This window comes from Microbacterium sp. Y355, assembly GCF_059445345.1.
In genome coordinates this window covers 2,654,881-2,677,031 of the sequence record NZ_JCAIUD010000001.1, presented here as the reverse complement: position 1 = coordinate 2,677,031, position 22,151 = coordinate 2,654,881, and the positions used below count along the sequence as shown (strand labels likewise).

Here is a 22,151-nt window from a genome sequence, read left to right as displayed (position 1 = left end):
GGTGAGGATGGCCTAACCTCGAAGCATGACGACAGGGCGCGCAGAGCAGACATCGGGTGGTAGCGAAGGCGGTGGCCGTCCGCGTGGTGTGCAGCAGGTCTTCGAAGTCGTCCGCACCGAGCTGATCGCACCTCAGCTTGTCCGGGTGCACCTGGGTGGGGGAGCGTTTGATGCATTCGTCACGAACGCTGGCGACGAGAAGCTTGCGAAGACCGACAAGTACGTGAAGTTCCAGTTCGCCAAGCCCGAGTTGGGCCTGCAGCCGCCGTACGACCTCGATGCCCTGCGCGCCGAGCTCGACCCCGCCGACATTCCGGTGCGCCGCACCTACACGGTGCGCTCGGTCGACTATGACGCGAGGACCATCGCGGTGGACTTCGTCGTGCACGGAGACGAAGGACTCGCAGGGCCCTGGGCGGCGAAGGCGCAGCCCGGCGACCTCGTCGCGCTCTCGGGTCCCGGCGCGCAGTACTCACCGGCTGAGGGGGATGTCACCTACCTGCTCGTCGGGGATGATTCCGCGATCCCGGCCGTTGCCGCTGCCCTTGAGGCGCTGCCGTCGACGGCGCGCGGCATCGCACTGATCGAGGTCTCGGATGCGAGCGAGCAGATCGAGCTTCGCTACCCCGCCGCTGTCGAGGTGCGGTGGCTGCATCGGATCGTTTCAGGTGTGGCGACGCCCTACGGCGAGCTGCTGGTCGCAGCGGTGGTGGCTCTCGATCGCCCGGATGGCGAGGTCGATATCTTCGCTCACGGAGAGCGCGAGTCGATCAAGCGCATCGGCGCCCACCTGCACAGTGAGTGGGGCATCGAGCGTCGGGCAATGTCCGTATCGGCATACTGGGCCTACGGTCGCAGCGAGGATGCGTTCCAGAACGAGAAGCGCAGTCCCGTCGGACAGATCTTCGCGGACTGACGCTCATACGCTGCCCCAAGCACACTGCGCACGAGCGCGCTGCCCACGAATCTCGCTACGCATGGGGTGCGCCTGCCAGACTGACGGCATGACGACAGTCTTCACCGGCCACATCCGTCCGCTCACAACCGACGTCGATGCCCCCGGCGCTGCAGGTGCAGATCTCGTCGAGGCCATGGCCGTCGAAGGCGGACGCATCCTCGCGCTCGGCACGGTGATCGAGATGACAGATCGGTTCCCGGATGCCGAGACTGTCGCCCTGGACGGGTGGGTTATGCCCGGACTCATCGAGCCGCACGGCCATCCCGCCTACTCGTCGATCCTGCTCTCGCTCCTGGTCGTCGACATCCGTCCGGTGGTGATCCCGGATGCTGCCGGCGTCCTCGCCGCGCTGAAGCAGGCCGTCGCGGACGCCGACGGGCAGGCTGTCTTCGCGAACGGGTGGGACTCGCTGCTGCAGCGTGGGCTCCCCGATCCGGACATCCACTGGCTCGATGAGTTCGCCGGTGAGACTCCCCTCGTCGTGATCCACAACTCCGGACACTCGGCTTACTTCAACAGCGCGGCCGCTCGTGCGGCCGGCATCGATGGCAGCACTCCTGATCCGGCCGGCGCGCGTTTCGCTCGTGACGCAAGTGGCGGCCTCGCCGGCGTCGCTTTCGAAGAAGCAGCGGTCGAGCAGGTCGTCGCCCCGATGCTCGGTAGCGCGCAGCAGCATCTGCCCGAGCTGCTCGTCACCCATCTGCGCGACCTGGCCCGTCGGGGCATAACGACGGTCGCTGATCTTTCGTGGAACCCCGATCTCAACCCGCTCGTCCAGGCGCTGCATGCCAAGGGTGCACTGCCAGTGCGGCTGCGCTGGTACGAGATGTCGCGGCCAGGTGGCACGGCGTCACCTCGCGGAGATGACGATGCGGTGTTCCGTCAGACCGGGGTGAAGACCTGGTCGGACGGTTCCCCCTGGATCGGCAACATCGCCACATCCTTCCCCTACCTCGACACCGAGGCGACCCGCGGTCTGGGTCTTGAGCCGCACCACATCGGCACCGCGAACTACACGTCAGAGCAACTGCTCGCGATCGCCGAACCCTATGCCGCGGGCGGATGGCAGCTCGCTTGTCACGCGCACGGCGATCTTGCGGTCGACTCCACGCTTGACGTCTACGAGCAGATCATCACCGCTCACGCGTTGACCGACCATCGTTTCCGTCTTGAGCACTGCGGCGCGATGACTCCGGCGCAGTTCGAGCGCGCAGCATCCCTCGGTGTGACCGTCAGCCTGTTCGTCGACCACATCACCTACTGGGGCGAGGTGCTCGTCGACGACCTGTTCGGCGCCGCGCACGGCGGAGCCTGGGCGGATGCCGGTGCGGCATTCGCCGCTGGACACCGCGCCACGTTCCACAACGACGGCTGGGTCACTCCGAACGAGCCGTTCCGCAACATGGCGGTCGCAGAGTCGCGCACCACTCGCAGCGGGTTCCGGATGCCCGGTGGCACGCCGGTCACTCGCGCCCAGGCGCTCGCGGGCCAGACGACGAACGCGGCATGGCAGCTGTTCAGCGAGCACGAGATCGGCGCGCTCGCACCGGGACTGTTCGCCGACTTCATCGTCGTCGACCGCGACCCGGTGACTGTTTCTGCGGAGGATCTGGCCGAGACCGTGGTGCGGGCGACATACCTGGCGGGTGCGCCCGTGGGCTGAGCGCGTCTGGTCGCTTCGCGGCCGGGAGGGGTCGCACATGGTCGCTTCGCGCCGGGGAGGGGTCGTATATGGTCGCTTCGCGCCGGCGAGGGGTCGCACATGGTCGCTTCGCCGCCGGCGAGACGGCAATGTGCGTCACCTCAGGACGCGGGGTGACACGCACCACATGCTACAGTTGCTTAAACCGACTGGACGGTATGTAGATCGCGCAAGGAGGCGCCATGTCCGCAGCACGATTCGACGGCACAGCACGCTTTAACGACACAGTCTCACTGATCACCGGGGCGAGCCGCGGCATCGGCTTCGCCATCGCTCAGCGCATCGTCGCCGAGGGAGGCTCAGTGATCATCACTGGCCGTAAGCAGGAGGCGCTCGATGCTGCCGTCGCGGAGCTCGGGTCCGCCGCATCCGCCGTCGCTGGTCGCGCCGACGACGCCGATCACCGCGCTGCTGTCTTCGCGCATATCGCAGAGAAGCATGGCCGTCTCGATCACCTCGTGAACAACACCGGAATCAATCCCGTCTATGGACCGATCATTGACGTAGACGCGGATGCCGCGCGCAAGATCCTCGAGGTCAATGTGGTCGCAGCCCTCGACTGGACTCGAGCCGCGCTTTCTGCCGGTCTCACCCGCAGTGTCGTGAACATCGCGTCGGTGGCTGGGCTGAGCGCGAGCCCCGGCATTGCGTTCTACGGCATATCCAAGGCGGCGCTCATCAACCTCACGGCGCAGCTCGCCTACGAGCTCGCCCCCGGCATCCGCGTCAATGCTGTGGCCCCGGCCGTGATCAAGACGGCGTTCGCGCGAGCGCTTTACGAAGGACACGAGGGCGAGGTCGCGGCGGGCTATCCACTCGCACGCCTCGGCGAACCCGCCGATGTGGCCGGTCCCGTCGCCTTTCTGCTTTCCGACGACGCGGGATGGATGACGGGACAGACGGTTTCGATCGATGGCGGCGCCAGCATCCGTCCACTCTGATGGATGGCTCTGACGCGCAGATCCGACGCCCGATCGGGATTCACGGGAGGATGAGGGTATGAAGGATTCACACGTCGCAGAAGACGTCACCCGCGCCGCCGTCGAGCTGTTCGCCATCCGCGGGTATGCGAACACGAGCGTGCAGCAGATCGTCGAGGCTGCCGGCGTCACCAAGGGCGCGATGTACCACTACTTCGAGTCGAAGGACGATCTGCTCTTCGGCATCTACGACTCGCTGCTGTCGCTGCAGAAGGCGCATCTCGACGAGATCATCGCGCGCGGTGGGACGACAGACGAGGTGTTGCGCGCGGCGTGCATCGACGTGCTCGAGACCTCGATCGATCACATCGCCGAGGGGGCGGTCTTCTTCCGCAGCATGAACATGCTCTCGGCGCCCCGGCAGCAGGATGTCACGCGCCGCCGCCGCGGATATCACGACGAGTTCGCTGCCCTCATCGAGGCCGGACAACGCGATGGAATCTTCCGCGACGACATCCCGGTTGCCCTGCTCGTGGCGCACTTTTTCAGCGACGTGCACTACCTGTCGCATTGGTATTCACCCGAGGGACCGGAAGGCAAGACGCTCATCGCCGAGCAGATCACCGACCTGTTCCTCGCCAGTCTGAGGAGAACGGATGCCGTCCACCACTGAAGTTCCGCAGTCCATGCGCGCCTGGCAGGTCACCAGTCTCGGTGAACCCGCAGATGCGCTGACGCAGCAGAGCGTGCCGACACCGGTGCCCGCCGAAGGCGAGGTGCTCATTCGGGTTGCGGCGGTTGCGGCGAACTTCCCGGATGTGCTGCTCGCTCGCGGCGAATATCAGGTGAAGCCGGATCTCCCCTTCATCCCCGGAGTGGAGTGCAGCGGGACAGTGGTCGCCGTGGGCGTCGGCGTCTCTACGCACGCGATCGGTGACAGGGTCATCGCGGGGAAGATCGGCGTTCTCGCCGAGTACGCGGCAGTGGATGCAGCAGCCGTGCACCGCATCCCCGACAGCTTCGACTTCGAGGCGGCGTCGGGTCTGAACGTCGCGTACCAGACGGCATGGTTCGCACTGCATCGTCGGGCGAAGCTGCAAGCGGGCGAGTGGTTGCTCGTGCATGCTGCGGCGGGTGGAGTCGGGGTGGCCACCGTGCAGCTCGGTGTCGCCGCAGGCGCAAGGGTGATCGGCGTGGTGGGCAACGAGGCGAAGGCCGAGGTTGCTCGTGCCGCGGGAGCAGAGTACGTCATTCTGCGCAGCGATGACATCGTCGGCGAGGTCAAGCGAATCACGGGCGGCCGAGGCGTTGACGTGGTGTTCGACCCGGTGGGAGGGGCGGCGTTCGCAGCCTCCACCCGTGTGGTCGCCTTCGAGGGACGCATCGTCGTGATCGGCTTCGCGAGCGGTGAGATTCCGCAGCTCGCGGTGAGCCATGCGCTGGTGAAGAATTATGCCGTTCTCGGGCTGTATTGGGGTCTCTATCAGGAGCGCATGCCGCACCTCGTCGATGAAGCGCACGAGGAGCTGATCCGACTGTTCGAGGCGGGCAAGATTGCGCCGGTGATCGACAGTGTGGTGGCGTTCGACGATGCACCGTTTGCGATCACCAAGCTCGCGACTGGTGCGACTGTGGGCCGCGTGGTCATCCAGGTCTCGTCATGAACGATCTCGATGGCAAGGTTGCGCTGATTACGGGCGGTGCCCGTGGCATCGGCGAGGCGTACGTCCGCGCGCTGCATGCAGCCGGTGGAAGGGTCGTGATCGCCGACATCCTTGAGGATGTCGGGCGCGCGCTCGCAGCGGAGTTGGGTGAGCGTGCGTTGTTCGTGTCGTTGGACGTCACGGATGAGGCGCAGTGGGATGCCGCGGTGGATGCTGCCGTGCAGGCCTTCGGCGCCGTCGACGTGCTGGTCAACAACGCCGGTATCGCGAATGCCGCGCCGATCGAGCATCTCAGCACCGAGAAGTGGAATGCGGTGATCGCGGTGAACCTCTCCGGCACCTTCTTCGGATGCCGCGCGGTGGTGCCGATCATGAAGCAGCAGGGCAAGGGATCGATCATCAACATCTCCTCGGTCGAGGGGATGCGCGGTAGCGCAGGTCTGCATGGCTATACGGCGGCGAAGTTTGGGGTGCGCGGACTCGCGGCATCCCTCGCGGTCGAGCTCGGACCGTTCGGGATCAGGGTGAACTCGGTGCATCCGGGGTTCATCAATACTTCGATGACGACCAGGATCGACCCTGCACATCTCGACATTCCACTCGGGCGGCCCGGTGAGCCGGAGGATCTGGCGGGAACGATCGTGTTCCTTGCGAGTGATGCGTCGTCGTTCACGAGCGGCGCGGAGTTCGTCGTCGACGGCGGCATGATCGCCGGCATCCCGCACCGCTGAGGGGTTCAATGCCGCGTCGGATTTCCGCCAGCATTGGGGCCGCCGCGCTGGTGAACTGAGCGCATGACACGCGCGCTGCTGACGTCCCCTCACCACATCACAATCGACCCCGCGATTCTGTACTGGGGCACGCCCGTGGTCCTCATCTCCACAATCAATCCAGACGACACTGCGAACCTGGCGCCGATGTCGTCCGCGTTCTGGCTCGGCCATACAGGCGTTCTGGGCCTCGGCCGCAGCTCGCATACCGCAGCGAACCTGTTGCGCACCGGAGAATGCGTTCTGAACCTGCCATCCGCAGAACAGGCGGATCTCGTGGACGCACTTGCTCTGACAACTGGAGCAGCCGAGGTGAAAAGCTGGAAGCTCGCGGCGGGGTATCGCCACCACGCTGACAAGTTCGGACTGGCTGGCGTGGACTCGATCGCTTCCGACACCGTCGCAGCGCCGCGCGTGGCGCAGACACCGGTAGCGATGGAAGCCCAACTCATCGCCGATCACTTCACAGACATGCATCTGCTGACCGTTGCCATCACTCGAGTTCATGTGCATGAGAGCATTCGCGCGCCGGGAACGAAGAACCGCATCGGTCCGGATCGGTGGAGACCGTTGATCATGAGCTTCCAGCACTTCTACGGACTGGGCGCAGAGGTGCACTCCTCACGGCTGTCGACGATCGACGAAGAGCAATACCGTTAGATCACTGAACTCTTCGCATCACTAGGATCTTCGCATCGTTACGCTCTTCGTTCCGGTCCACCATCATTCGGCGGTGGCGAATCTTCGTCGGCGGGGACGCAGATTCCCGGCCGGACGCCAGCGTTGTTCGCGATCCCACCACAGCGGGCCGCGCACCTCAGGAACGCCGCCGTTCATCCGGATTCGCCACTCTGACAGGTGCAGATTCCGGTGGTGCCACCAACAGAGCAGCACGCCGTTGTCGGTGTGTGTCGGACCGCCATCGGCGTGCTCACGAACATGATGGATCTCACACCAGGTGGCAGGAATCGTGCAACCGGGAATGATGCAGCCACCGTCCCGAAGCGTGATCGCCCGCCGTTGGAGGGCATTGAAGATGCGGGCCGAGGTGCCGATCGAGACGATCCTGCCCTGGCTGTCGAAGAGGACGCGTTGGATGCCGCCCGCGCAGCCCGTCTGTGCGGCGACATTTGCAGGAATGAGGTCACCGGTGTTCAGCACGCTCGCGTGACCTGTGCCGGTGGCGTAGTCGTCTGCGTTGACGGTCACCACCAGAGTTGGCGCAGCACCGCCCAGCGTCGGAAACTCGCCAGTACGCGCAGCGGTGTTAAGAATGGCGGCGAATGCATCGTGACGCTTCTGCGTGCGCGTGCGTGAGTCCATGGGCTCGGAAGGATCATCGTCCTCGGTCGACGGCACGAACTGCACACCGGTGTTGCCAGCGTCATCCGGCCCCTTGACCCGAGGATTCAGCAGGCTGTCCAACAGCAAGTTCAATTGACCGGCGACTTCGGGCAGCAGGTCGCCGTAGATCGGGACGCGCCCATCGCGCAGCCGTCCGAGAGTGAGTCCGCGCCCACGGGCGGCACGCTTGTCGGTGGGTTCTGCGCCGTCTGGGTCGAGGTAGGCGACGAGGACCTGGGAGAAAATACCGATGTCCTCCGGCGTCGGCAGCGGGCCGCGACCCGTGGGTGAATCGAGGTCTGTGTCGATCCCTCTGGCAAGGGACGCGAGACGCCGGTCGGCCTCGAGCCGCTGATCGTCGAGGATGCGCGCGCGTGCCTGCTCCAGCGGAGTGATCGCGGCTAGTAGACCGGACAGTCCCAGCGCCCCGTCGATCACCGCTTCGCGCAACGCGGGATAGCGCGCAGGAAGGAATACACCCTCGGTAATGCTGCGGGTGCGCCTCAGGAAACCGGCGGCCCGCACCGGCCGGTGAGCCTGGCGGGAGTCGACCAAGGTGAGCATCCGAATGAGGTCGACCGCGGTTGCGCACCCGTAGGTGAGGGTGATCCGGTCATCCCGCATCGCAGCCGAGCGCTCCTGCACCTGGACCGCGCTCTCGATCTGCAGGCTCTCGATTCGTCGCTGGATCCGACCGGATGCCTCGAGCAGCGCAGCCAGATCCTCATCGGAGAGATCGGGAATGACTTCGCGGCCGAACGCGTCGCGCGTCAGCACTGCGAGGGTCTCATCGAGACCCTCGAACTGTGCGACGACGTTGTTCATACTTACTATTGAACACCTGGCCACAGACATTCGAACTCGATATTCGACCAGGTCAGCGAACTTTTTCTACGTTGCTCCCGTTGGCGGTGATCCGTTCATTGCAGGCGCTCACGCTCGATGACCGTTGCGCCTGCGGCGGGTCCTCGTTGGGACCGCGGCCGGGTGGGATCATTGGTCGCCATTAGGAGCCGGAATGCGAACCAGCCGGCCTGGCACAATCCCAGCGCTCAGCAAATGTCCTCGCCTAGATTGACGCCTTGTGCAGCCCCGCACCCGAATGCGTCAGCGGGCGGTGTGCCGCTTGCGCTGACTAGGGAGGAGACCGAGGAGCACTGGGACGAGGATGCCGAGTGCGCAGACGATCGCTACAGCTGCTGTGCTCATACACTCGATTGTTGCATCGAAGGGACACCGCCACCAGGCACCCGTGGGTCTCGAGACATCAAGGTCATGAGACACGTTCTCGGAAGTAGACGGCTCCGCCTCAACGCCTCCGTGCCGCGACATGATCGGGAAATCTTCCTGGCCGATTCCGCCGTCTTCGTAGAACGAGTTCAAAAAATTCTGCACGTGCGCGATCAGTTGTTCTCTGGAGAACTTGGAAGCATCGCATGACTCGGTTTCTGCGGAGTGATTGGCAGAGAAACCGATGGTGTAGCCGTAGGTTCCGTTAGTAGGTCCGTTCAGCCAGGTGAAGTCTTAGCTGATGGTGGCACTTGGTTGGTACCTCTCGCTGACACCCAGTCGGTCCATCCAACGCTCTGCAACATTTACATACCGCCCGGTCGGTTTCTGAGGTACAGTGGTCGAACCAGCGACACGAAGAGGTGCCGATGTACCCGCAAAACCAGCAATCCGACCAGCCTTCCGCGAGGCTAGAGGTGAGTCATCTCACCGTGACTTTCGGCGGTCTCACTGCCGTCGACGACGTCTCTTTCGACGTCCGACCCGGCGAGATCGTCGCCCTCATCGGCCCGAACGGCGCAGGCAAGACGACCGTGTTCAACGCGATCTGCGGTCTCGTGCGCAACCGGGGGAGCATCTCGCTCGACGGTCGTCCGGCACCGCGCCGCACGGCACGCCTCACCGGGCATGGGCTCGCACGCACCCTGCAGGGTCTCGGGCTTTTTCCCGGCCTGACTGTGCGCGAGAACGTCCGGGTTCCGCTCGCCGGACGACGGGATGCCGAGACCACCGTGAGCGCGCAGCTCGAAGCTCTCAACCTCACGGCGCTCGCTGATCGTCCGGTCGCGGCGCTCGCCTACCCAGACCGCAAGCGCGTCGCCCTCGCCAGAGCCCTTGTCTCTTCTCCCACCATGTTGCTGCTCGACGAGCCTGCCGGCGGTCTGGGCACCGATGACATCGATGCACTCGCCACCACCGTGCGCGCCGTCACCGACAGCGGATGCGCCGTCCTGCTCGTCGAACACCACGTCGACTTCGTGATGGGCCTTGCCGATCGCATCGTCGTGCTGGACTTCGGCCGCGTCATCGCGCAAGGCTCCCCAGACGAGGTCCGAACCGACCCTCGCGTGGAAGAGGCCTATCTCGGCGTGAGGGCAGATGCTGCTACCCCAGAGGAAGTCAGCTCATGACCACCATCACGCGCACCGGCGCCGCCCTCAACATCAGCGATCTCACCGTCGGGTACGGCGGCGCACCTGTTCTGCACGACGTCAGCATCGACCTTCGCCCCGGTGAGGTGGTCGCGCTGCTCGGCGCCAACGGCGCAGGCAAGACCACGCTGCTGCGAACGCTCGCGGGGCTCGTGCCTGCGGCATCCGGTTCTATCACGCTTGACGGAACCAATCTCGGCGTCCTCCGCACAGAAGACCGCGCGCGACGCGGCCTCGCCCTGGTGCCCGAAGGTCAGAGTGTCGTTGCCGAGCTCAGCGTCGAGGAGAACCTGCGCCTCGGCGCCCTATGGCGGCATCGCGGTGCCGCTCGCGAGCGCGCGATCAATGGCATTTACGAGATGTTCGAACCGCTCGCCCGGCGCCGCACCGCCGATGGGCATCAGCTTTCCGGTGGCGAGCGGCAGATGCTGGCCCTGGGCCGCGCGCTCGTCTCCGAGCCTCGCGTCCTCGCACTCGATGAGCCTTCGCTCGGCCTCGCACCGCTCGTGGTTGCGCAACTGATGGGCACCCTCCGCGATGCCGCATCGCAGCGCGGCATCACCGTGCTGCTCGCCGAGCAGAACGTCACCGGAGCTCTCTCCATCGCCGATCGCGGCGTCGTGCTCGACCTCGGTCGTGTGGTGGCGGATGCTCCGGCATCCGATCTCGCCGGCGACGCCGCCCTCCGACACGCCTACCTGGGGTTCTGATGGATCGTCTCGCATTCCTTCTCGCCACCGGCCTCGCCCGCGGCGCGATCTTCGCGCTGTTCGCGCTGTCGCTCGTGCTGATCTGGCGTGCCGCGCGCATCATCAACTTCGCGCAGGGTGCCATGGCGCTCGTCGCCACCTACGTCGCCTTCGCAGTGAGCGCGCTGACCGGCAACTATTTCGCCGGACTCGGCGCTGGCCTAATCGCCGGCGCGGTTGTCGGGCTCGTCATCGAACGCGGAGTGATGCGATTCGCCCCGCACGCGAGTCCGCTCACCGGTGTGATCGTCGCGATCGGGATCGTCATGGTGCTGCAGTCACTGCTCGGCATCCTGTTCGGACCGCAGTATCGGCCCATGGCGGCGCCGTTCGACGACGCACCGATCACCGTCGGCGGCGTGCCGCTGTTCTCTCCGAACGATTTGTTTATCCTGCTCGTCGCGCTGACTGTGATGGCAGCCCTCGCACTCCTGTTCACCCGCACCTCGCTCGGCTTGCAGCTGCGCGCAGCGGCATTCGCCCCCGAAGTGTCGCGCGTACTGGGGGTGCGGGTGAACAGGATGGTGACGATCGGATGGATGCTGTCGAGCGCCGTCGCGGCCCTCGCGGCGATCCTGCTGGTACCGACGGAACTCGGATTGAACCCGCACTCCACCGACATGCTGTTCGTCTACGCCTTCGCGGTCGCGGTGGTCGGCGGCTTGGATTCGCCCGCCGGCGCGATGCTAGGCGGCCTTGTCGTCGGCGTCGCGATGACGCTCGTCACCGGATACCTCGGTGCCACGGTCGCCCCGATCGGTGTACTCGTACTGCTCGTCGCCGTGCTGCTGTTGCGGCCAGGCGGAGTGTTTTCCCTACGAGAGGCGCGCAGCGCATGAACCGCATCCTGCCCGCGCTGCGCGGCCCGCGTCGCACGATCGTGTTCGGCGTGATTCTCACCATCCTCGCGATCGGTGGCACGTTCCTGCTCGATCCGTACCGCAACTTTCAGCTCGCCACGATTGCCGCCACCTTCTGCACGGTGGCAGGACTCACGCTGCTGGTCGGCCAGAGCGGTCAGCTCTCGCTCGGGCACGCGGCCCTCATGGCGACCGGCGGCTACGGCTATGCCCTCACTGCCAATGCCTTGACTGAGGCAGGAGTCGCAGGCGCGCCACGATTCCTGATCGCCTTCATCGTCGCCGTCCTCGCGGCCGGCGTTCTCGGTCTGCTGCTGGGTCTCGCCGCCGCTCGCCTGCGCGGTCCCTATCTCGCCGGCGTCACTCTGGCGCTCGTGATCGCGGTTCCTGCCGTCACCGCGGTGTTCTCTGGAGTGTTCCGTGGCGACCAGGGGCTGCAGATCGCCTATGACGGCGTGCCGGAGGCACTGCGCACGATCATCGCCCTCGAGCAGTGGCAGGCGTGGGTCGCCGTCATCGTCGCCGGAGTGGTCGTCACGACGCTCGCGGTGCTGCGTGGCGGCACGCTGGGGCTGCGGATGCGCGCCGTGCGCGATGACGAGACGGCGGCCAGGCTCAACGGCGTCGCCGCCGCGCAGGTAAAGGTCACCGCGTTCGTGGTGAGCGCGGTCGCGGCAGGTGCCGGCGGCGCGGTGCTCTGTTTCGTCACACAGTCGGTGAGCCCTGGCGCCTACACGCTGGCGTTCTCGCTGCTGCTGCTTGTCGCTGCCGTGCTCGGTGGCCTCGGCAGCATCGGCGGTGCCGCGATCGGCTCTGCGCTGATCGTGCTGCTGCCGTGGCTCATCGGAACCGCGACCTCGGCGCTTCCGCTACCGACAGAGATCGCGCAGCGCCTCGCCGGCAACCTCCCCGTGCTCATCTTCGGTGCCCTGCTCATCATCACGATGCTCGTGCGGCCCGGCGGACTCGCCAGCCTTCGTCTGCGCGCGATACGCCGGCAAACGACGGATGCTCCGCCGACAGCGCTCGCACCGACGGCGGCGGTCACGGCATCCGGCCCCGACGAGGCATCCGGCGCCTCGGCATCCGCACCACTGCTCTCGTCTGAACCAATCCTGCAATCCCGTACCCAATGAAAGAGGTGACCCATGTCACAGCACACCCCGCGTCGAAGGATCGCACTGATCGCTACGGCATCCGCTGTCGTTATCGCGCTCGCCGGATGCAGCACTCCTGCACCGGCAGATGATCCCGCCGCCGCAACCCCCGGCGTCACCGAAGACACCGTCACGATCGGCACGCACACGCCGCTCACGGGCCCGGCAGCTGCTGGCTACTCGTCCATCTCGGCCGCGGCCACCGCCTACTTCACTTACCTGAACGAGCAGGGTGGGATCAACGGGCGCGAGATTGAATACATCGTCAAGGATGACGGCTACAACCCCGCCACCACCCAGACGGTCGTTCGAGAGCTCGTCCAGGAGGATGAGGTATTCGCCATCGTGAACGGCCTGGGAACCGCACCGCACACGGCCGTGCTCGACTTCCTCAACCAGAACGAGGTCCCAGACCTGTTCGTCGCCTCCGGCTCCACGAACTGGAACGATCCGGAGAAGTACCCCTTCACCTTCGGATTCAACGCCGACTACATCGTCGAATCAGCAGCTCTCGCGCAGTACGCCACCGACGAGTACGCGGGCAAGAAGGTCTGTCTGCTCGGACAGGACGATGACTTCGGCGACGAGATGATCGAGGGCGCGGAACTCGTTCTCGGAGGGGGCGGACTCACCCACGTCGAGCGCTATTCGACCTCCAACCAGGACGTCACCGCGCAGATCGGAGCACTCAAGGCCGCCGGCTGCGAGATCAACATCCTCGGAACCATCAACGGCTTCACCGCTCTCGCGGTGGGTACGGCTGCACAGCTCGGCTGGTTCCCGCAGTGGTTCTCTTCCTCCTCCGGAGCTGACTACCCGACGCTCATCGGCTATCTCGGCGAAGAAGTCGGACCGCAGCTGCTGCAGGGATTCGTGGGGACGAACTACCTGCCCGCACTCGGTGGCGACAGTGACTGGGTGACGCTGTTCCAGACGGTCAACGAGGAGTACAACGATGGTGCGCCGTTCGACGGCAACACGATCTACGGCATGAGTGTCGCGTATTTGTTCGCGGAGGCGCTGGCGGCCGCAGGCGAGAACCCGACGCGCGAATCGCTGGTGGATGCTGTGCGCTCCGGTGACCTCGCCGGCAACGGCATCCTGCCGCTCTCATTCAGCGAGGACAGCCACGCCGCCTACCTCGGCGTCGGCATCAGCACCGTCGATCAGGGTGTGCAGGACTACGTCGGCACGACGTACTCGGTCGAGGATGGCAAAGTCACCTCGGCCGAACCGGCGCCGGTGGCGCTCACCGCTGAGGGCGTGCCAGGGTCCTGACCTCACGTCCCTCACGAAGAAGCGGCCCGGCTCGGAGTAGCCGGGCCGCTTCTTCGTGCACGGCCCGGCTACTTCATCGCCTTGGGTGCAACATTCTTCCGTGTGCGCCGTCGCCGGAGCCAGATGACGGTTGTGACGATGATCGGTATTTGAGTGAGCCCGTATAAGAGGTGAAAGGCGTAGTGGGTGAGCGATTGGTCGGGGTCAAAGGGCAGGAACGTCAGCGGCAGAACGGTGACGATCGCACCCGCGAGGTTCAGCGTTCCCCACACCAGCAGTGCCCACGCTGCACCCTCACGCAGCGGTGTGAACCAGAGGGCGACCAGAACGGCGGTGATGAGCAGAGGGATGAGTGATTCTGCGCTCATGATCGTCTGACCTGGCAGGTCGGCGAGGTTATGGATGAACAAACCGATCCACCCAAGAAGCGCGGTCACGGGTGCCCACAAAGCCATCAGGCCAGTCCCATCGCACCGATGACAACCGCGAAACCGCTTGCGAGCAGCGCGAGAGTGTTCGCCGCGACTCGCAGGCCGAAGAAGCGCTCCCAGCGGGCGCGAATTGTGCGCCACTCGGCAGGTGGTTTATCCGCCGACCAGCTCGCCATCCTTCGGTTGATTGGCAGGTCGCCGCGCAGAATCGCGAGGAGGACCAATACAAGGGCGGCGAGTGTGACGGCGTCGGCTGCCACAACGATCACGGCGCCGGTGAAGGCGGCTGCGACGAGCGCCGCGGCGGTGACTGCGAGGCACGAGAGCATCAACGGTTTCGCGAGGCGGGGCGCAGTGAGGTCGATCGCGCGCTTCACCGGAACGTAGACGCTCGCGTCCATCATCCGCAGTGCAGGGTTCAATGCAAAGTAGCCGGTGAGATGCACGCCGAGCAGGAGCGCGATCAGCACGAGCGCGGTGAGCGAGAGGGCGAACGACGTCATGAGCAGACATCCTTTTCGACACAACCTGCGTGTATCTAGTTGTGAGGATGAACGATGCGTCGGAGGCTGTCAAGAGCACCCGCCGTTCACGCCTCTCTGACTCCCGGCTGGCAGCGAGTAGTCAACGGCAGTGACTACCCGCTGCCGCCTACTACTTTCCGGTGAGGGTGGCGGTCAACAGGTTCGGGCTGTCCTGGGTGACGTAGGCGGCGCTGGGCACGTAGATCGTGTCATCCTGCACGAGTACCGAGGTGGGATTGCTGAGGCCGTCGTCTTCGGTGAGTACCGTGGTGCGCTCGCCGTTGGTTACAAGGACGACTTCACTGCTCGGATCGAGCGTCGCGACGATCTGGTCCTCGCGTCCGGTGAAGGCGAAGTCGTCGACGCCGACAAGATCATCGGCTGCGACGGTGATCTCGCCTGCAGCCCCGTCATCCTGGATGTCGATCTGGAGAATCGTTCCGGCGTCGAGATTCGAGACGTAGACATCACCGCCGTGCAACTGCACGCCGTTCGCACCGAGGAAACCGTCCTGAGCGAGTTCGGCACCCTTCGACCAGGTCGACACCTCTCCGTCGAGCGTGATGCTGTAGATCGCAGAGAGCACTGAGTCTGCGGCGAGGAACTGGTCGTGTTGCTCGTCGTAGGCGAGCCCGTTCGGCAGACCGGTCGCTGGGAGCGATGCGACCAGCGTGAACTCCCCGTCGGCGTCGAGCTTCCACAAACCGGTGGTGTCTGCCTCCCCGGTTGCGTACAGCGCGTAGTACGCGTCGTCGACGAGTGCGAGACCGGTCGCCAGGGGGAAACCGAGCACGGGGGTGGCGGTGCCGCCCCCGGCGGGTGCGGGGAGCGTGCCCAGAATGTCGACATCGCCAGCGGCGGAGATTTCGGCAATCTGGCGGCTGGCCGCGAAGGTGACCGCAACGGCGTCGCCGGCGGTGCTCACGATGTTTTCGGGCAGCTGCCCGGCGGTGAGGTCGAAGGACGCGACGATGCTGGCGTCGGTCGCGTGGGAGAAGACTGCGGGTGACGCGTCGGCAGGGGCCGCTGGAGCAGCGCACGCGCTGAGCGTGAGTGCAGCTCCCACAGTGAGCAGGCCGAGACTGGTAATGGCGAGTCGGTTGGTGAACATGAGTGTGTACCTCTTTGGTTGGTGTCGGTGCGGGGGGATGCCCGAATTCCACTGTGCGACCGTGGTCGAGAACGGGCCAGCCCGCCGTGTGGGTATCCCTGAGCGGGATACCCACACGGTGGCGGTCGCAGGCACAATGGGGTGATGACCGAGATGAATCAGCTCGGGATGTTCCTGCGTGCGAGCCGCGCCAGGATCACCCCCGAGCAGGCAGGGTTGACGCTGTACGGCGATAACCGCCGAGTGGAGGGGTTGCGCCGCGAGGAACTTGCGATGCTGGCCGGAGTCAGCGCCTCGTACTACACACGCCTTGAGCAGGGCCAGGCAAGTGGCGCTTCTGCGCAGGTGCTCAACTCCCTCGCAGCGGCTCTGTTGCTCGACGCCGACGAGCGTGCGCACCTGCACACCTTGGCAGGACATCATGTGGGGACGCTTCGTGCGCGCGCTTCACGCAGCGTGGAATCAGCTGATCCGGCGTTCCTCGAACTGATCGACTCGATGCCGGACATCCCGGCGATGGTACTGGGGCGTCGCAGCGAGGTCCTCGCCTGGAATCGGCTCGGCCATGCGCTGCTCACTCCGCATCTCGGCTACGACGCCCCTCAGCATCCGCAGTCTCGGCCCGTGCTTGCAGAGTTGGTCTTTCTCGATCCGGCACTGAGGGTGCTCTACGTGGATTGGCCGGCGAAGAGCCGGGCTGTCGTCGGTGACCTTCGGTTGGCCGTCGGCAAGTATCCGGACGACACCGGGTTGGCCTCGCTGATCGGGATGCTGTCGATGAAGAGCGCGGAGTTCGCCCGGCTGTGGGCGGACAATCGTGTGCAGGCTCGTAACACCGTGGTCTACGAACTGCGCCATCCGCTGGTGGGCTCGCTCACGGTGACGAAGCAGTCGTTGCAGTCGCCTGGCATCTCTGCACAGGTGCTGGTGACGCACACCGCCCCTGCCGGATCGGCATCGCGGGAGGGACTGACACTTCTGCACCATGCCGATCTAGACCGTGCCGCTCTAGATCACGCCGTTCCGAGCGCGCTCAGCGAGAGTACTGCTCCACCAGCGCACGCTTGAGCACCTTGCCGCTGCTACCGAGGGGCAGCTCCGCAACGAGGTGCACGACGCGCGGGTACTTATACGCGGCGATGTGCTCGCGCACGAAGGCAATGACCTCTTCGGTGTCGAGCTCCACACCCTCGAGGGCCACGACCGCGGCGTGCACCTCCTGGCCTTTGACGTCGTCCGGCACACCGAACACAGCGGAGGAAGCGACACCAGGATGCCTGGCGAGCACTGCCTCGACCTCGGTGGGGTACACGTTGTACCCAGAGCGTACGATCATGTCCTTCTTGCGGTCGACGACCGTCAGCACGCCATCGACGTAGGTGCCGAGATCACCGGTACGGAACCATCCGTCGACGACCGCGGCGGCCGAGGCCTCCGCGCGTCCGAGATAGCCCTTGAAGAGGTTGTGCCCGCGCACGACGATTTCGCCGAGGCTCTCACCTGAGTCGTCGAGCACGATGCGGTCATCGATCTCGGCATCCGCGATCGCCACATCGACGCCCCACAGGGTGCGACCGACGGTGCCAGGTCGGATCGGAATGCCGAGCGGATTCGACGACACCGTCGGCGCAGTCTCGGTGAGACCGTACCCCTCATGCACATCCGCACCATAGGCGTCGTGGAACGCCTCCAGCACGGCGACCGGCAAGGCGGCACCGCCAGAGACCGCGAATCGCAGCGGCGGACGCGCGGGCGAGCGGCGAGCAGCCTCGAGCATCCCGACATACATGGTCGGTACGGCCGTGAACACGGTCGCCTGATGCTCGACCATGAGTGTGAGCGCTTCGTCGGGATCGAACCGGGGGAGCAGGATCACCGCAGCGCCAACCCGGAACGCGATGTTCATCACCGCGGTCTGGCCGAAGGTGTGAAACAGCGGCAGCCCGCCGAACACGATGTCGTTTGCGCGGATGTCGAAGGCATCAATGAGGGTGCAGTGCACCTGCTCAATGATCGACAGATGGCTGCCGACCGCGCCCTTCGGGGTGCCCGTCGTGCCGCTCGTGTAGAGGATCGTCGCGGGATCAAGCGGTCCGGTCGCGACGTGCCGCACGATCGGCGCGGCTGCACCAGCCTCACGTTCCAGGCGAGGAAGCTCGATACCGGCATCCGCAGGAAGCAGCACGGTGGTCAGGGGAACGCTAGCCTGCTGCGCGGCAGGAATCGCCTCACCGAGCAGCGGGGCAGCGACCACGAGCAGATCCGCCTCGGCATCGCGCAGCACGTAGGCGATCTCCTCTGACTTGAACAGCAGATGCACTGGCACCGCGATCGCGCCGAGCGACAGCACTGCGTAGTAGACGCGCGCGAAGTCGGGCACGTTCGGGATCAGCATCGCTACGCGGTCGCCCTTGCCGATGCCGCGGTCTCGCAGGGCACCGGCGTACGCACGTGTCTGGTCCCACAGGTCGCGGTAAGTGGTCGCGGTGCCGGCGAAATGCACGGCCGTGCGGTCGGCGTGCCGAACGGCAGATTCGGCGAGGATCCCGGCGACTGACAGTGTCGGGAAACCGGGGCCGTCGATGGCGGGGTCAGGGGTGTGGGTCATCATGTCTCCTTTGACGTGAATGGTGCGTGCGTGTGCGGATGGTGGTTGAGAGTCGATCAGAGGCGCAGCTGCGCGCGACCGAGACTCGACAGGTGCACTTCGTCGGGACCGTCGGCGATTCGCAGCGAGCGGATGCCGGCATACAGCTCGGCGAGCGGGGTGTCACCAGAGACGCCGGCACCGCCATGCACCTGAATTGCGCGGTCGATGATCGTCTGCACCGCGCGCGGCACCGCGATCTTGATCGACTGGATCTCCGTCGATGCCTGCCGATTACCGACGGTGTCCATCAGCCAGGCGGTCTTCAGCACGAGCAGGCGCAGGGCCTCCAGTTGGATGCGCGACTCGGCCACCCACTCGCGGATCACGCCCTGCTCGGCCAAGGCGCGACCGAACGCGTGCCGCTCGTTGGCGCGAGTAATCAGCAGCGAGAGAGCTCGCTCGCCCATGCCGATGGCGCGCATGCAGTGGTGGATTCGACCGGGGCCGAGGCGCGCCTGCGCGATCGCGAAGCCGCCGCCTTCCTCCCCGATCAGGTTCGAAACGGGCACGCGCACGTCCTCGAAGACGATCTCGGCATGGCCGCCGTGGTCACGGTCGTCGTAACCGAACACGGTCAGTGGGCGCACGATCTGCACTCCAGGAGTGTCCCGTGGCACGAGAATCATCGACTGCTGGCGGTGACGAGCGGCATCCGGATCGGTCTTGCCCATCACGATGAAGATCGCGGCGTCCGGGTTCATCGCTCCCGTCGACCACCACTTGCGTCCGCTGATGACGTACTCGTCACCCTCACGGCGGATGCTGGTGCCGATGTTCGTGGCATCGCTGGATGCGGCATCCGGTTCGGTCATGCAGAACGCGCTGCGGATCTCGGCATTCAGCAGCGGGGTGAGCCACTGCTTCTTCTGTTCGGGGGTGCCGAAGTCGTTCAGCACCTCCATGTTGCCGGTGTCGGGTGCCGCGCAGTTGAACGCGACCGGCGCGAGCCGGGGACTCCATCCGGTCAGCTCGGCCACCGCGGCGTACTGCAGGTTCGTCAGCCCGGCGGCTCCCGTCGCGGCGGCGTCGCCCGGCAGGAACAGGTTCCACAGCCCGCGTTCGCGAGCCTTCTGTTGCAGCTCACGAACGATCGGACGGAACGTCCACTCGCCCGGTGTTGCGGCAACTTGCGCGTCGAGGGTGGGCTCGGCCGGGAACACCTCCTCATCGAGAAAGGCGCGCACCTGCGCGGTGATTTCGATCGTTCGTGCATCCAGAGCAAAGTCCATCAGTGCACCTGCAGTCCTTTTCTCGCGAGCGGCTCGACGAGCCCACCCATGCGTTCGAATCCTTCGCCGACGGTGTCGCCTGCGCGAAAGCGGTAGTGGATGCCCTCAAGGATGACGGCAAGTTTGTACGCCGCGAAGGCGCGATACCAGTCGAGGTTTGGCAGGGTGATGCCGGCGTGCGCCGCGTATGCATCGGCGAGCTCGCCGAATGCGGGATACCCGGCTGCCGGGTCGACGGCGCTTGCAACGACTCCGGCGCCACCGGGTAGATCGGCGACGTCCCAGTACAGCGCGAAGATGCCGAGGTCAACGAACGGGTCACCGAGGGTGGCCATCTCCCAGTCCAGAATCGCGGAGATGTGCGGGCGGTCGCGCGGGCCATCGACGAGCGCGTTGTCGAGGCGATAGTCGCCATGCACGATGCCGGTGCGCACCGTCTCGGGTACGCCGCCGGCGAGCGTCGCCTGCAGGCGGTCGAGGTCAGGGGTCTCACGTGAGCGTGAGGCATCGAGCTGCCGTCGCCAGGTGGCGAGTTGACGGTGCAGATACCCATCGGGGCGACCGAAGTCGCTCAGGCCCACTTCCGCTGGGTCGACGGCATGCAGGTCGGCGAGATGTCGCACCAGCTTGAGGCTCAGCGCGTGCAGGCTCGCGGGGGAGTAGTCGGCGTTCTGGGTGGGCGATGCGAGTACACGCCCAGGCGCGCGCTCCATCAGGAAGAACGGGCTGCCGGTGATGATCCCGCCGGTGTCGTCGACGAAATCCACCGCAGCCGGAACCGGAATCGCTGTGTGCGCGAGGGCGGAGATCACGCGGTGCTCCCGCCCCATGTCGTGCGCGCTGGAGAGCACGTGTCCGAGCGGGGGACGGCGCAGGATCAGTGGAATCGTCGCCCCCTCGACGGCGTACGTCAGGTTACTGCGGCCGCCGGCGATGACCTCGGCGCGCAGCGCAGCACCCGTGGCACGTTGCGGAGGCGCGAGGTCGGGATGCACGGCAGCCAGCCATGCGGTCAGCGCCGTCACGTCGAGCCCTGGTACCTCAGACATCTGCGCCCGCCTTCCTGCGGCTCGTCGATGAGCCGTCACCAATACCATACCGGATGGTCGGTATGTGCGACTACTCCTCGCACAGATGCACGGAGATCGTACGGATGCAGGGCGAAACGCCGGTGAATGGCACTGCATCCGTTCATCGGCCCTGCAGGTGTGCGGGCTCAGTGCACGGGGGTGATCTGAAACTCGATCGCTTCCCTGATGGATGCCGGAACCGGCGCCGGTCTGCGGGTCACGGCATCCACGAACACGTGCACAAAACGACCGGTCGCGATCTGCTCATCCCCGAGCAGGATGCCGAGTTCCCACGTGATGCTCGTCGTGCCGAGGCGCTCGATGCCGATGCCCACCGCGAGCGGGTCCGGAAACGCCGCCGAGGCGTGAAACTCGCACGAGGATGCTGCGCACAGAGCGATCGCGTCACCCTGGGGATCGAGTCCGCCCTCCCGGATCATCCAGGCGTTCACGGCAGTGTCCATCGCCAGGTAGTAGACGGTGTTGTTGATGTGCCCGTATTGGTCGTTGTCGCTCCAACGCGTCGGGAATGGCTCGTGCACGCGGAATGTCGACATGGTGTTCTCCTCAAGTCGTCGCGAGTGCTCGCGAGTGGTGGCCGGGCCTCAGTCGTCGACGCGCAGTAGTAGCCGGAAGGCGATGCGGGCACGCGCGGCGCTGGGCTGGTCGCCGGAGATCAGGTCGGCGTAGGTGAACGACTCCGACATCCGCACCAGCAGGTAGGCGAGCCCTGCCGGATCGATCGCGCCGCCAAGTGGTTCGTCGCCGATCTCGCGACGCACCAGCCACTCGGCGGTCGCGACATAGCGGCGCTGGATGGGGCTTTCCTTGGTCGTGAGCAGGCGCAGCGCGCGGGCCGGCTCGCGGCGCAGAAACTGACGGAAGTACTCGGCCGTAATCAGGTCATCGACGAAATGCGTGAGGATGCCGGCGATACGCTCGCCGCTGCTCAGCTGGGCGGTCGCATGCTCGGCCTGCACGAGTGTCGGAACAGCCAGCGACCAGAGCACTTCGCCGAGCAACGCGTCGCGGTTGCCGACCCAGCGGAACAGCGAGGTGCGCTCGATGCCGAGCGAGGCGGCGAGGCTGCCCATGTCGATGCGGTGGCCGGCGATGAAGCTCTCCCGTGCGGCGTCGAATGCGCGTCGTGCATCGGCGTGCGTGCTCAGGCGTTCTGACAGCCAGGAGGGTGCCGCGATCAGGCCGGCGTCGGCGATCGTCACTGCGGCCCCGGTGGTGGAAGCGATGGTCGCGCTGGTCATGCGAGAACTCTACCCGCGCAGCACTGGTCAA

22 protein-coding genes are annotated in these 22,151 nt (G+C 65.8%); 13 read left to right on the top strand and 9 right to left on the bottom strand.

Going from position 1 to position 22,151, the window contains the following annotated elements; genetic code table 11:
* Window positions 1-25: 25 nt before the first annotated feature.
* From AC1C2O_RS12880 to AC1C2O_RS12850, 7 genes are all read left to right on the top strand, one after another.
* Window positions 26-916: a siderophore-interacting protein gene (locus tag AC1C2O_RS12880; RefSeq protein WP_495430835.1), complete on the top strand. Its 891-nt coding sequence runs from the start codon at window positions 26-28 to the stop codon at window positions 914-916.
* 88 nt (window positions 917-1,004) lie between these two features.
* The gene (locus AC1C2O_RS12875) at window positions 1,005-2,621 is read left to right on the top strand and encodes an amidohydrolase (RefSeq protein ID WP_495430834.1); all 1,617 of its coding nucleotides are present in this window, start codon (window positions 1,005-1,007) and stop codon (window positions 2,619-2,621) included.
* Between the two features lie 221 nt (window positions 2,622-2,842).
* Window positions 2,843-3,601, top strand: a complete 759-nt coding sequence (locus AC1C2O_RS12870) for an SDR family oxidoreductase (protein ID WP_495430833.1) — start codon at window positions 2,843-2,845, stop codon at window positions 3,599-3,601.
* Window positions 3,602-3,659: 58 nt separating this feature from the next.
* The gene (locus tag AC1C2O_RS12865) at window positions 3,660-4,253 is read left to right on the top strand and encodes a TetR/AcrR family transcriptional regulator (RefSeq protein WP_495430832.1); all 594 of its coding nucleotides are present in this window, start codon (window positions 3,660-3,662) and stop codon (window positions 4,251-4,253) included.
* Window positions 4,237-5,244 (top strand): NADPH:quinone oxidoreductase family protein, encoded by a 1,008-nt coding sequence (locus AC1C2O_RS12860; protein ID WP_495430831.1) that lies wholly within the window; start codon window positions 4,237-4,239, stop codon window positions 5,242-5,244. The genes AC1C2O_RS12865 and AC1C2O_RS12860 overlap by 17 nt, the downstream gene beginning before the upstream one ends.
* Window positions 5,241-5,975 (top strand): glucose 1-dehydrogenase, encoded by a 735-nt coding sequence (locus AC1C2O_RS12855; protein WP_495430830.1) that lies wholly within the window; start codon window positions 5,241-5,243, stop codon window positions 5,973-5,975. Before AC1C2O_RS12860 ends, AC1C2O_RS12855 begins: the two co-directional genes overlap by 4 nt.
* Before the next feature lie 63 nt (window positions 5,976-6,038).
* Window positions 6,039-6,674 carry a flavin reductase family protein gene (locus AC1C2O_RS12850; RefSeq protein ID WP_495430829.1) on the top strand — a complete coding sequence of 212 codons (636 nt, stop codon included), beginning with the start codon at window positions 6,039-6,041 and terminating at the stop codon, window positions 6,672-6,674.
* Between the two features lie 63 nt (window positions 6,675-6,737).
* Here the strand turns inward: AC1C2O_RS12850 and AC1C2O_RS12845 are convergent, their stop codons facing one another.
* Window positions 6,738-8,183, bottom strand: a complete 1,446-nt coding sequence (locus AC1C2O_RS12845; RefSeq protein WP_495430828.1) for an HNH endonuclease signature motif containing protein — start codon at window positions 8,181-8,183, stop codon at window positions 6,738-6,740.
* Between the two features lie 881 nt (window positions 8,184-9,064).
* On the opposite strand from AC1C2O_RS12845, the gene AC1C2O_RS12840 reads away from it, so the two are divergent.
* Genes AC1C2O_RS12840 through AC1C2O_RS12820 form a run of 5 tightly spaced genes read left to right on the top strand, consistent with a single transcriptional unit; the run spans window position 9,065 to window position 13,843 of the window.
* Entirely contained in the window at window positions 9,065-9,778 is a 714-nt protein-coding gene (locus tag AC1C2O_RS12840) for an ABC transporter ATP-binding protein (protein WP_495430827.1), read from the top strand.
* Window positions 9,775-10,509 carry an ABC transporter ATP-binding protein gene (locus AC1C2O_RS12835; RefSeq protein ID WP_495430826.1) on the top strand — a complete coding sequence of 245 codons (735 nt, stop codon included), beginning with the start codon at window positions 9,775-9,777 and terminating at the stop codon, window positions 10,507-10,509. The genes AC1C2O_RS12840 and AC1C2O_RS12835 overlap by 4 nt, the downstream gene beginning before the upstream one ends.
* Complete coding sequence (locus tag AC1C2O_RS12830) at window positions 10,509-11,387, top strand: branched-chain amino acid ABC transporter permease (protein ID WP_495430825.1); 879 nt, start codon at window positions 10,509-10,511, stop codon at window positions 11,385-11,387. The genes AC1C2O_RS12835 and AC1C2O_RS12830 overlap by 1 nt, the downstream gene beginning before the upstream one ends.
* Window positions 11,384-12,544, top strand: coding sequence for a branched-chain amino acid ABC transporter permease (locus AC1C2O_RS12825; RefSeq protein WP_495430823.1), 1,161 nt, complete (start codon window positions 11,384-11,386; stop codon window positions 12,542-12,544). Before AC1C2O_RS12830 ends, AC1C2O_RS12825 begins: the two co-directional genes overlap by 4 nt.
* A 12-nt stretch (window positions 12,545-12,556) precedes the next feature.
* A complete protein-coding gene (locus tag AC1C2O_RS12820; RefSeq protein ID WP_495430822.1) occupies window positions 12,557-13,843 on the top strand; it encodes an ABC transporter substrate-binding protein in 1,287 nt (428 codons plus the stop codon).
* 68 nt (window positions 13,844-13,911) lie between these two features.
* On the opposite strand, the gene AC1C2O_RS12815 is transcribed toward AC1C2O_RS12820, so the two are convergent.
* The 3 genes from AC1C2O_RS12815 to AC1C2O_RS12805 all read right to left on the bottom strand — a co-directional run bounded on the left by AC1C2O_RS12815 (window position 13,912) and on the right by AC1C2O_RS12805 (window position 15,909).
* Window positions 13,912-14,298, bottom strand: a complete 387-nt coding sequence (locus AC1C2O_RS12815; protein WP_495430821.1) for a hypothetical protein — start codon at window positions 14,296-14,298, stop codon at window positions 13,912-13,914.
* Window positions 14,298-14,777, bottom strand: a complete 480-nt coding sequence (locus AC1C2O_RS12810) for a hypothetical protein (RefSeq protein ID WP_495430820.1) — start codon at window positions 14,775-14,777, stop codon at window positions 14,298-14,300. Before AC1C2O_RS12810 ends, AC1C2O_RS12815 begins: the two co-directional genes overlap by 1 nt.
* 151 nt (window positions 14,778-14,928) lie before the next feature.
* Window positions 14,929-15,909, bottom strand: coding sequence for an SMP-30/gluconolactonase/LRE family protein (locus tag AC1C2O_RS12805; protein WP_495430819.1), 981 nt, complete (start codon window positions 15,907-15,909; stop codon window positions 14,929-14,931).
* Between the two features lie 144 nt (window positions 15,910-16,053).
* Between AC1C2O_RS12805 and AC1C2O_RS12800 the strand changes: the two genes are divergently transcribed.
* The gene (locus AC1C2O_RS12800; protein ID WP_495430818.1) at window positions 16,054-16,977 is read left to right on the top strand and encodes an MmyB family transcriptional regulator; all 924 of its coding nucleotides are present in this window, start codon (window positions 16,054-16,056) and stop codon (window positions 16,975-16,977) included.
* Here AC1C2O_RS12800 and AC1C2O_RS12795 read toward each other — a convergent pair.
* From AC1C2O_RS12795 to AC1C2O_RS12775, 5 genes are all read right to left on the bottom strand, one after another.
* Window positions 16,943-18,517 (bottom strand): AMP-binding protein, encoded by a 1,575-nt coding sequence (locus tag AC1C2O_RS12795; protein WP_495431735.1) that lies wholly within the window; start codon window positions 18,515-18,517, stop codon window positions 16,943-16,945. The two genes, AC1C2O_RS12800 and AC1C2O_RS12795, sit on opposite strands and share 35 nt — an antisense overlap.
* A gap of 56 nt (window positions 18,518-18,573) precedes the next feature.
* On the bottom strand, window positions 18,574-19,788 hold the full coding sequence (locus AC1C2O_RS12790) for an acyl-CoA dehydrogenase family protein (RefSeq protein ID WP_495430817.1): 1,215 nt from the start codon (window positions 19,786-19,788) through the stop codon (window positions 18,574-18,576).
* A complete protein-coding gene (locus tag AC1C2O_RS12785; RefSeq protein WP_495430816.1) occupies window positions 19,788-20,837 on the bottom strand; it encodes a phosphotransferase family protein in 1,050 nt (349 codons plus the stop codon). Before AC1C2O_RS12785 ends, AC1C2O_RS12790 begins: the two co-directional genes overlap by 1 nt.
* Before the next feature lie 167 nt (window positions 20,838-21,004).
* Window positions 21,005-21,415 carry an acyl-CoA thioesterase gene (locus AC1C2O_RS12780; RefSeq protein WP_495430815.1) on the bottom strand — a complete coding sequence of 137 codons (411 nt, stop codon included), beginning with the start codon at window positions 21,413-21,415 and terminating at the stop codon, window positions 21,005-21,007.
* Window positions 21,416-21,463: 48 nt separating this feature from the next.
* Window positions 21,464-22,120, bottom strand: a complete 657-nt coding sequence (locus AC1C2O_RS12775; RefSeq protein ID WP_495430814.1) for a QsdR family transcriptional regulator — start codon at window positions 22,118-22,120, stop codon at window positions 21,464-21,466.
* Window positions 22,121-22,151 lie beyond the last annotated feature (31 nt).